The sequence below is a fragment of the Novispirillum itersonii genome (genome assembly GCF_014205675.1).
Taxonomy (GTDB): Bacteria; Pseudomonadota; Alphaproteobacteria; order Rhodospirillales; family Rhodospirillaceae; genus Novispirillum; species Novispirillum itersonii_A.
In genome coordinates this window covers 51,318-61,623 of sequence record NZ_JACIIX010000019.1, presented here as the reverse complement: position 1 = coordinate 61,623, position 10,306 = coordinate 51,318, and the positions used below count along the sequence as shown (strand labels likewise).

Here is a 10,306-nt window from a genome sequence, read left to right as displayed (position 1 = left end):
ATCTCAAGCACGTTCTTCAGGGAAGAAGGGACCAGCAGGCTCACCCGTTCACCGACCCCACACAGGCGTACGCCTGTGTGGGGGAAACATACAAGAGATTTCTCCGACTGGGGGATCCGGTTCATCGAAGAAGAGTTTCTGATTTCAAGAAGTCAGAGACTTTTCAGCCGTCAAACCGGTGGTCCCTTCTGCGGAAACCCTCTGGATCAGCGGATCCCGCGCATCCGTTCATTCCGGCGGCGCAGCAGTTCCAGCGTTGCCAGCATCACGATCGACACCATGATCATCACCGTTGCCACCGCCGTGATGGTCGGGCTGATGTTTTCACGGATGCCGGAGAACATTTCACGCGGCAGGGTCCGCTGTTCCGGACCGGCGACCATCAGCACCACCACCACTTCGTCGAAGGAGGTGGCGAAGGCAAACAGGGCACCGGAGAACACACCCGGAGCAATCAGCGGCAGGACAACCCGGAAGAAGGTGGTGAACGGATCAGCCCCCAGACTGGCCGAGGCCCGGGCCAGATTGGTATCAAAGCCCTGAAGGGTGGCTGACACCGTAATCACCACAAACGGGGTGGCCAGTGCGGTGTGGGCAAGGATCAGACCGGTATAGTTGGCGGTCAGACCCAGCGGAGCAAAGAAGAAGTAGAACCCGACGGCGGTGATGACCATCGGCACGATCATCGGGGACAGCAGGACGGCCATCACGATGGATTTGCCGCGGAAGTCAGCCCGGGTCAGCCCCAGCGACGCCAGCGTTCCCAGCGAGGTTGACAGCAGGGTGGAGATTATGCCGACGAAGAAGCTGTTCTTCAGGGCCCGCATCCACGCATCACTGTTGAGGAACTCCTGATACCAGCGGAGGGAAAAGCCTTCCAGCGGATAGGTCAGGAACTGACCGGAGTTGAACGACAGCGGGACGATGGCGAAAATCGGGGCCATCAGGAACACCAGAACGGCGGCGGACAGGCCATAGAGGACGGTGATCCACACTTTTTCCTGAAGGGTACGGTTATGGGTGCTTGCCATGATGTGCCCTCCTTATCCGAGCCGCATGTTGCTGATGCCGACCAGCCGGTTGTACAGGCTGTAGAGCACAAGGGTTGCCGCCAGCAGAACCGCACCCAGCGCCGAGGCCATGCCCCAGTTGACGGTGTCAGAGGTATAGAAGGCGATGAAGAAGCTGATCATCTGATCGGCAGCGCCCCCCACCAGAGCCGGGGTGATGTAGTAACCAAGCGCAAGGATGAAGGTCAGCAGGGCCCCGGCACCGATGCCGGGCAGGGTCATCGGCAGATAGATCCGGATGAAGGCCTCGGTCGGGGTGGCCCCCAGCGAGGTGGCAGCCCGCATGAAATGCGGCTTGATGCCTTTCATCACCGAATACAGCGGCAGGATCATGAACGGCAGCAGGATGTGGGTCATGGCGATGTAAACCCCGACCCGGTTGTAGATCATGCGGATCGGCTGTTCAATCACACCGAGGGCAAGAAGAATCTCGTTAACGATGCCGTGTTCCTGAAGCAGCACCACCCAGGCGGCGGTGCGCACCAGCAGCGAGGTCCAGAACGGCAGGAGCACCAGAATCATCATCATGTTGGCATGCTTGGGCGGCAGGGTGGCCAGCAGGTAGGCCACCGGGAAGCCAAGCACCAGACACAGCAGGGTCACCGACAGGCTGACCGTAAAGGTGCGTTCCAGAATGTCGATGTAGATGGAATTCTGTTCAGGAGCCTTGATGATACTGCCGTCGGCCAGTTTCTCACGGTCAAGGGCGGCCAGCAGATAGAAGGAGGTCAGCGGGCCGGAGGCCTGATTTACGGCATTCCAGGTTTCGACCTGACCCCAGCGCGGCTCGATACCGATCAGGGTTTCTTTCCAGTTGGTGGCATTGACCGGCAGGCGGCGGGCGGTGCCGAACACCAGAGACCGGCCGTTATCGACGGCATAGTTCAGGCGGCGGGCGGCGACGGCAAGGGTCTTGGTTTCCCCTGCGGCGCGCAGATCCTTGGCCAGAGCGGCAAAGGTCGCTTCGTCAGGAACGGTGCTGCGGTCGGACCAGCCCTTCATGGCGGCGGTTACGGTCGGCCAGACGGTCGACAGTTCCGTATCGTGGACGCTGCGGCGCAGCATGTCAGCGATCGGCACCACGAAGGTGATCAGCAGGAAGAAAAACAGCGGGGCGATCAGGCCCATGGCCCGGAGTTTGCGCATCCGCTCGGCGCGGCGCAGTTTCTGCTTCAGCGCAGCGGGACTGTCATGGGTGGCTGCGGGGTCGGCCGGGGCCGGGGCAGCGGAGGCAGAGGCTGGGACGGTCATCGGATCTTCCCGGAAATCGGTCACGGAAGCGGGCGCTGAGAACTCCCCGGGCGCAACAGGACTGAAGGCACGGGAGAACACTGCCGCAGCATCAACGGCACGGACCGGCGGGACAGGCGGGACAGGCGGGGCCTGACCGGACGTGCCGGATCTTGCGGGTCCGCAAAAAAGGTCAGGTGCCGGGCCGGTAAGACCCGGCACCCAGACTCTCAGTCAGCAGATCAGCCGTTGCTGGCCGCCCACTTGTTGAAACGCTCGGTCAGGCGGTCGTTGTTTTCCAGCCAGAACTGAGTGTTGATCTCGATGGCGTTGGCGATGTTCTCGTCAGCCGTCGGCAGATCCTTCAGACGCTTCGGGTTGATGTACTTCTTGGAGTCCTTGTTGGTGACCCCGTAGGCGATGTGGCTCGGCAGACCGGCCTGCACGTCAGCCTTGCCCATGAACTCCAGCGCCTTATAGGCGGCGTCGACGTTCGGGCTGCCCTTCAGGATGACCCAGCTGTCGAGGGTGAACAGCGAACCGTCCCAGACGATCCCGAAGTTCTTGCCATCCTTGTTGTTGGCGGCGTCGATACGGCCGTTATACACGGAGGTCATCACGACTTCGCCGGAGGCGAGCAGCTGCGGCGGCTGGGCGCCAGCCTTCCAGAAGATCAGGTCCTTGCGGACGGACTCAAGCTTCTTGAATGCCCGGTTCACACCTTCTTCGGTGCCGAGAACCTTGTAGACATCCTTCGGAGCAACGCCGTCGGCGATCAGGGCGATTTCAAGGGTGGTCTTCGGGCCGTTGCGCAGGGCGCGCTTGCCCGGATACTTGGCGGTGTTGAAGAAATCAGCCCAGGACTTCGGACCGTCCTTCAGCTTGTCCTTGTCGTAGCCGAGGACGAAGTTGTAGACGATGGCCGCAGTCGTTGACCGCTTCCTTCATGTAGGCGTCTTTGCCGCCGATCTTGGCGAAGTCGAGCTTTTCGAACAGGCCTTCCTCGCAGCCGAGGGCCAGTTCGTCAGATTCCACCTGCACGATGTCCCAGGTGGCATTGCCGCCTTCGACCTTGGCGCGCAGAACGCCAACGCCGCCGTCCCAGGATTCGTCAATCAGGTTGGACTTGGAAAACGCCTTGTACGGCTCGAAGTAGACTTTCTTCTGCGCTTCCTGATAGGCCCCACCCCAGGACACCACGGTCAGATCGCGGGCCGACGCCCCGGCAACGGTGGCAGCAAGGACGGTGGCGGCAGCGGTACCGGCAATCAGCATTTTCTTGAACAGCATGCTCTTCGGTCTCCCAGTGTTGGGGGCAGGGTGTTCCGGTATTCCCGGAATGCGGTCTGCCCTGAAAAAGACCCGGACCTGGACTCCCTGTTTCCATCGGCCCGGATCAAAACCAAGATAGCGGCAGGGCGGCAGCCAGTCTCGGGGCGGCCGCCCGCATCCGTTAAACCGGATCCAGCGCCAGGCAGTCTTCCGCAGCGAAGGCGACGGCCATTTCCTCACCCGGAACCGGGATCGGGCGGCTGGCGCGGAAACGCATTTTCACGGTGAAGCCTTCGCTGCCGGCGACAGTCATGCGCACGCGGACGTGGTCGCCGTGATAGATGGTCTCTTCCACCCGGGCCGGAAGCTGGTTCGGGTGGTCCGCATTGATGCCTTCGATGAGCACCTTTTCCGGACGGAAGGAGAGGCTGGTGCGGCTGCCGACGCCCTTGATGTTAATGGCGCGGGCCGTCACTTCAGTGCCGCCGTTCAGGCGGACCTTGCAGAACGCGCCGTCAACGGCGGTGACTTCGCCATTGAGGATGTTGTTCTCGCCGATGAAATGGGCGACGAAGCTGTTCTGCGGGGTTTCGTACAGGCCGGTCGGGCTGTCCAGCTGCTGGATGATGCCGTCGTTGAACACCGCAATGCGGTCAGACATCGTCAGCGCTTCGGACTGATCGTGGGTCACGTAGACAATGGTGACACCAAGACGTTCGTGGATATGCTTGATTTCGATCTGCATATGCTCGCGCAGCTGTTTGTCCAGCGCGCCGAGCGGTTCGTCCATCAGCACCAGCTTCGGCTGGAACACCAGAGCACGGGCAAGGGCCACGCGCTGCTGCTGACCGCCGGAGAGCTGACCGGGATGCCGGTTTTCCTTGCCTTCCAGCTTGACCATCGCCAGCGCCTTGCGGGCAAGGTCTTTCTGTTCGTGCTTCGGTACCCGGCGGACGGACAGCGGGAAGGCGACGTTCTCTTCCACGGTCATGTGCGGGAACAGGGCGTAGTTCTGGAACACCATGCCGATATTGCGCTTATGCGGCGGGGTGTTGCGCAGGGACTGACCGTCGAACATGATTTCGCCGTGGGTCGGCACCTCGAACCCGGCGAGCATCATCAGCGATGTGGTCTTGCCGGATCCCGACGGCCCGAGCATCGTCAGGAATTCGCCGCGACGGATATCAAGATTAAGGTTTTTCACCACCAGCGATTCGCCGTCGTAGGTCTTCTGGACCCCGCGGAACGAAACAATCGTATCCGAAGCCGCGGACGCGGTCGGTTGCTGGGCTCCAGAGGTGGCAATTGCGGACATCCGGTCGGCCTTTCCCATCGAAATAAGCTATCCCTGTTGACACAGCTTTATCGGGGGCGCCCAAGGCGGCGGGGTATTGGGGCGTCTGAGCCTTTTTTGTCCCATCCGGACCGTATGGTCCTGCCTTCCCGTGTGTGTCACTGTTCTTGCACACAGAATGGCACGTTTAAAAAAATAGACAATCTTTTTTTGGGGCGTTTGAAAAATCACGATGGCGTGGAAACCGAAGCTCTATGCGGTTTTCTGCGGGAAACCACCCTATCGGGTGGCCGGGGGGAACGCAAGGGTGCCCCGGGGGGAGGAGTTTAATATTTCCTGTCACCATTTGGTGGAAGAGGGGGCATGGTCCGCCCCTGAAAAGAAGGCGCCGGTCCGTGCGGACCGACGCCCTGAGTGTGACTTGGGAACAAACGGGCAGAGGTCTGCCCGGCATCGCCGGCGGATGCGGCGGAGGTCCGGCCCGGAGAGGAAATTCCGGCCCGGGAACCGTCAGGCTGCCAGAATGGCGGCCGGAGCGGTGTAGGGGCCGCCGAGGGCATCGGCAACAGCGGCGTAGGTGATTTTTCCGGCGTGGATGTTCAGGCCGTTCAGCAGGTGCCGGTCATCGGCAAGGGCCTGCCGCCATCCTTTGTCGGCCAGCGCCAGCGTGAAGGGCAGGGTGGCATTGCCGAGGGCCAGCGTGGAGGTGCGGGACACCGCGCCCGGCATGTTGGCGACACAGTAATGCACCACATCATCGACGATGTAGGTCGGGTCGGCATGGGTGGTGGCATGCGACGTTTCGAAGCACCCGCCCTGATCAATGGCGACGTCGACGATGACGGAGCCCGGCTTCATCTGCTTCAGCTGGTCTTTCCGGATCAGCTTGGGGGCGGCGGCCCCGGGGATCAGAACCGCTCCGATCACCAGATCCGCTCCGAACACCAGATCTTCCGTGGCATCGAGGGTGGCGTAGCGGGTTTTCAGGGCCGGGCCGAAGGCATCGTCCAGAAAACGGAGGCGGTCGAGAGAGCGGTCGAGGACAGTGACGTCGGCACCAAGTCCGATGGCCATACGGGCGGCATGGGTGCCGACCACGCCGCCGCCGATGACGGTGACACGGGCAGGTGCAACCCCGGGAACGCCGCCGAGCAGCATGCCCAGCCCGCCGTTGGCTTTCTGGAGGGAGACAGCACCGACCTGAATGGCCATCCGCCCGGCAACCTCGGACATCGGGGCCAGCAGTGGCAGGCCGCCCCGGGCATCGGTGACGGTTTCATAGGCGATGGCGGTACAGCCGCTGTCCTGCAAGAGCCGGGCCTGATCCGGATCCGGGGCCAGATGCAGATAGGTGAACAGCACCTGACCTTCCCGCAACATCTTGCATTCAACCGGCTGCGGTTCCTTCACCTTCACGATCATGTCGGCGGTGGCGAAGATCTCGGCGGCGGTGTCTGCGACTGCGGCTCCGGCAGCGGTATAGGCCCCGTCTGAAAATCCGGCCCCGGCTCCGGCCCCTTTCTGGACCGTCACCCGGTGCCCGTGGGCAACCGCCTCGCGGACGGCGGCGGGGGTCATTCCGACCCTGTACTCATGGTTTTTGATTTCTTTGGGAACACCAATCAGCATGGAAACCTCCCTTTGAAATTATGGGGTGCGGGTCGGCCCGGCCTGTTTTCCGGTCTGAGCGGTCTGCGGGCTTTATGCCCGGTCAGGCAGGGTCTGCGCCCCTTTTATCAATGTTAAGGATACAACGGCATTTCCCGGCCTGTCCTTGCGAAGACTTGTGTGCAGACGCGTAAATATGGAATTATCTGCGCACTGGGAGACAAAACATCGGAGAAATCTCCATGAACCTTGATGCCATGGACCGCCGCATTCTGGCGGTCCTCCAGACGGACGGCCGCATCACCAATCAGGAACTGTCGGAGCGGGTCGGGCTGTCGCCGTCAGCCTGTCTGCGGCGGGTGCAGATTCTGGAGCGGGAAGGGGTGATTGTCGGCTATGCCGCCCGCGTCAGCTCCGTCGCGCTGGGGTACGGCACCACCGTGGTGGTCCAGATCACGCTGGAGCGGCAGACGGAAGACTATCTGGAGCAGTTTGAGGCGGCGATCCGCGAAAATCCGCAGGTGATGGAAGCCTATCTGATGTCCGGATCGGCGGATTATCTGCTGCGTCTGCTGGTGAAGGACGCGGCGGATTATGAGCGTATGCACAAGGAAGTGCTGTCCAAGCTGCCCGGTGTGTCGCGAATCCAGTCCAATTTCGCCTTGCGGACCATCGTTCGCAGGCCATCGATGCCGGTGGCCACGGCGACCGGGGGCTGAGGTGGTCCGGGAAGGCAGGGAAATGCGCCTGAAAGGATAGGCGGTCCCTGCCTTTTCTAATCTTTCGGTCAGTGTTCCTTATACGGATGAAATGCCACCGGGCAGATTTGATGCGGTATCATCGAGGCTGAGGATGGATGGGAACGTCCATAGCATTTAGCAATCACGATGTGCGTCAAACCTATGGGCTATGAATAAAAACAATGAGATAGCCTGAATTGCCGGTTGTTCCGGCGGGCGTGCGCGTGTAGAGGTCAAAAGGTATCCAAAAACGGATACGGGTAACTTTACAGGCGATCTAACAGGGAGCGCATGATGCGTAAGGTACTTCTTTCTGTTACCTCCGTGCTGGCAATGGCGATTGCCGGTGCCGGTGTTGCCAACGCCAAGACCATTGTTTACTGCTCGGAAGGCAGCCCGGAAGGGTTCAACCCGCAGCACTACACCGCTGGCACCACCTTCGACGCGACCTCGCGCGCGGTGTTTGACCGCCTTGCCATGTTCAAGATCGGGACCACTCAGGTGGAGCCGGGTCTGGCCGAGAAGTGGGAGATTTCGGCTGACGGCAAGACCTATACCTTCCATCTGCGGAAGGGCGTGAAGTGGCACACCACCAAGACCTTCAAGCCGACCCGCGACTTCAATGCCGACGACGTGCTGTTCACCTTCAACCGTCAGTGGAAGAAGGATCATCCGTACCACGGCATCGGCGGGTCCTACGAATACTTCGAGTCCATGTCCTTCCCGGACCTGCTGGAAGCGATCGAAAAGGTTGACGACTACACCGTGGTCTTCAAGCTGAAGCGTCCGGAAGCCCCGATGATCGCCAACCTGGCGATGGACTTTGCCTCCATCCTGTCGGCGGAATACGCTGACCAGATGTCGAAGGCCGGGACCCCGGAAAAGGTCGATCAGGAGCCGGTCGGCACCGGTCCGTGGCAGTTCGTGGGCTACCAGAAGGACGCCCAGATCCGCTACGAAAAGAACAAGGCCTACTGGAAGGCCGGTCTGCCGAAGGAAGACAAGCTGGTCTTCCAGATCACCCCGGATGCCAGCGTCCGTTATGCCAAGCTGAAGGCCGGTGAGTGCCATGTGATGGCCTTCCCGAACCCGGCCGATCTGGCGGCGATGAAGACCGACGCCAACATCACCCTGATGAACCAGCCGGGCCTGAACATCGGCTACCTCGGTTTCAACACCGAAAAGAAGCCGTTTGACGACAAGAAGGTCCGTCAGGCCCTGAACATGGCGACCAACAAGGACGCCATCATCGAGGCGGTCTATCAGGGTGCCGGTGTGAAGGCGAAGAACCCGATTCCGCCGACCATCTGGTCTTACAACAACGACACCAAGGATTATCCGTACGATCCGGAAGCGGCGAAGAAGCTGCTGGCGGAAGCCGGTGTCACCAACCTGAAGACCGACATCTGGGCGATGCCGGTGCAGCGCCCGTACAACCCGAATGCCCGCCGTATGGCGGAAATGATTCAGGCGGACTGGAAGAAGGTTGGTGTTGAAGCGGAAATCGTCTCCTTCGAGTGGGGCGAATACCTGAAGCGCACCAAGGCCGGCGAACAGTCCACCTTCATGCTGGGCTGGACCGGTGACAATGGCGATCCGGATAACTTCCTGGCCGTGCTGCTGGGCTGCGATGCCGTCGGCTCCGCCAACCGGTCCCGTTGGTGCAACAAGGACTTCGAAGCTCTGATCCAGCAGGCGAAGGTCGAATCTGACGTTGCCAAGCGTACTGCCCTGTACGAACAGGCCCAGAAGATCTTCAAGGAAGAAGCGCCGTGGATCACCGTTGCGCATTCCGTCGTGTACCAGCCGGTGCGCAAGGAAGTGCAGGACTGGAAGATTGACCCGCTGGGCGGCCAGTACTTCCAGGAAATGAGCCTCTCCAAGTAAGTTTGTGACCCGACACCCCCGCAGCCTTGCTGCGCTGCGGGGGTGTTTTTTATTTCCGGCCGGACAGTTCAAAAGATTGCGCCTTTTGTGACGGACCGGGTCTTGTTTACATTGATTACCGACTTGGTTGCTGCAAACACTCCTGATCAGGAAGCGCGGGCGGCAAGGGTCGGTATTTGTCCAGGCGAAGACGATGATCGGTTTTATTCTTCGGAAGATCGGTTTGGTCATTCCGGCGTTCATCGGTGTCACCCTGCTGACGTTTGCCCTGATCCACATGATCCCCGGTGACCCGGTGGAGCTGCTGGCAGGGGAACGTGGCATTGACCCGACCCGGCATGCTGAACTCAAAGCCCTGCTCGGGCTCGACAAGCCCCTGTGGGAACAGTACGCCCTGTATCTCTATCATGCCATTCAGGGTGATCTCGGCCTGTCCATCGTGACGAAGAAGCCGGTGATTGAAGAGTTTCTCACCCTGTTCCCGGCGACGATCGAGCTGGCGCTGTGCGCCATGTCGTTCGCGGTGATCATCGGCCTTCCCGCCGGGATCTGGGCTGCGGTCAAGCGCGGCACCGCCGTTGACCATTCGGTGATGGCGGTCAGCCTGACCGGCTATTCCATGCCGATTTTCTGGTGGGGCCTGCTGCTGATCATTCTCTGCTCGGTGACGCTGGGCATCACACCGGTGTCCGGGCGTCTGTCAGCGGAATACTGGATCGAGCCGACCACCGGATTCATGCTGATTGATTCCCTGCTGAGCGATGAACAGGGCGCTTTTGCCGATGCGCTGCACCATCTGGTGCTGCCGTCCGTCGTGCTGGGCACCATTCCGCTGGCGGTGATCGCCCGCATGACCCGCTCCTCGATGCTGGAAGTCCTGCGCGAAGATTATGTCCGCACCGCCCGGGCCAAGGGCCTGTCGCCGCTGCGGGTGATCGGGGTTCATGCCCTGCGCAATGCGCTGATTCCGGTGATCACCGTGATCGGTCTCCAGCTGGGGACGATGCTGGCCGGGGCGATCCTGACCGAAACCATCTTTTCCTGGCCGGGAATTGGCCGCTGGCTGATCCAGAGCATCGGGCGCCGCGACTATCCGTCGGTGCAGGGCGGCATCCTGCTGGTGGCAACGGTGATCATCACCGTCAACCTGCTCGTCGATGTGCTGTACGGCATCATCAATCCGCGCATCCGGCATACCCGCTAAA

The 10,306-nt window shown here is 61.0% G+C and carries 9 protein-coding genes; 3 read left to right on the top strand and 6 right to left on the bottom strand.

Going from position 1 to position 10,306, the window contains the following annotated elements; translation table 11 throughout:
• Positions 1 to 206: 206 nt before the first annotated feature.
• The 6 genes from FHS48_RS18480 to ald all read right to left on the bottom strand — a co-directional run bounded on the left by FHS48_RS18480 (position 207) and on the right by ald (position 6,495).
• Complete coding sequence (locus FHS48_RS18480) at positions 207 to 1,031, bottom strand: ABC transporter permease (RefSeq protein ID WP_184265932.1); 825 nt, start codon at positions 1,029 to 1,031, stop codon at positions 207 to 209.
• A gap of 12 nt (positions 1,032 to 1,043) precedes the next feature.
• Positions 1,044 to 2,321: an ABC transporter permease gene (locus tag FHS48_RS18475; RefSeq protein ID WP_260402574.1), complete on the bottom strand. Its 1,278-nt coding sequence runs from the start codon at positions 2,319 to 2,321 to the stop codon at positions 1,044 to 1,046.
• A gap of 221 nt (positions 2,322 to 2,542) precedes the next feature.
• Complete coding sequence (locus FHS48_RS20635; RefSeq protein WP_416046526.1) at positions 2,543 to 3,181, bottom strand: extracellular solute-binding protein; 639 nt, start codon at positions 3,179 to 3,181, stop codon at positions 2,543 to 2,545.
• A complete protein-coding gene (locus tag FHS48_RS20630; protein ID WP_416046524.1) occupies positions 3,153 to 3,590 on the bottom strand; it encodes a type 2 periplasmic-binding domain-containing protein in 438 nt (145 codons plus the stop codon). Before FHS48_RS20630 ends, FHS48_RS20635 begins: the two co-directional genes overlap by 29 nt.
• A gap of 163 nt (positions 3,591 to 3,753) precedes the next feature.
• A complete protein-coding gene (locus FHS48_RS18465) occupies positions 3,754 to 4,887 on the bottom strand; it encodes an ABC transporter ATP-binding protein (RefSeq protein ID WP_184265926.1) in 1,134 nt (377 codons plus the stop codon).
• A gap of 489 nt (positions 4,888 to 5,376) precedes the next feature.
• Positions 5,377 to 6,495: an alanine dehydrogenase gene (gene ald, locus FHS48_RS18460; RefSeq protein WP_184265923.1), complete on the bottom strand. Its 1,119-nt coding sequence runs from the start codon at positions 6,493 to 6,495 to the stop codon at positions 5,377 to 5,379.
• 221 nt (positions 6,496 to 6,716) lie between these two features.
• Between ald and FHS48_RS18455 the strand changes: the two genes are divergently transcribed.
• From FHS48_RS18455 to FHS48_RS18445, 3 genes are all read left to right on the top strand, one after another.
• Positions 6,717 to 7,193: an Lrp/AsnC family transcriptional regulator gene (locus tag FHS48_RS18455; RefSeq protein WP_184265920.1), complete on the top strand. Its 477-nt coding sequence runs from the start codon at positions 6,717 to 6,719 to the stop codon at positions 7,191 to 7,193.
• A 315-nt stretch (positions 7,194 to 7,508) separates the two neighbouring features.
• The gene (locus FHS48_RS18450; RefSeq protein ID WP_184265917.1) at positions 7,509 to 9,101 is read left to right on the top strand and encodes an ABC transporter substrate-binding protein; all 1,593 of its coding nucleotides are present in this window, start codon (positions 7,509 to 7,511) and stop codon (positions 9,099 to 9,101) included.
• Between the two features lie 193 nt (positions 9,102 to 9,294).
• The gene (locus FHS48_RS18445) at positions 9,295 to 10,305 is read left to right on the top strand and encodes an ABC transporter permease subunit (RefSeq protein ID WP_184265914.1); all 1,011 of its coding nucleotides are present in this window, start codon (positions 9,295 to 9,297) and stop codon (positions 10,303 to 10,305) included.
• Position 10,306: the final 1 nt, after the last annotated feature.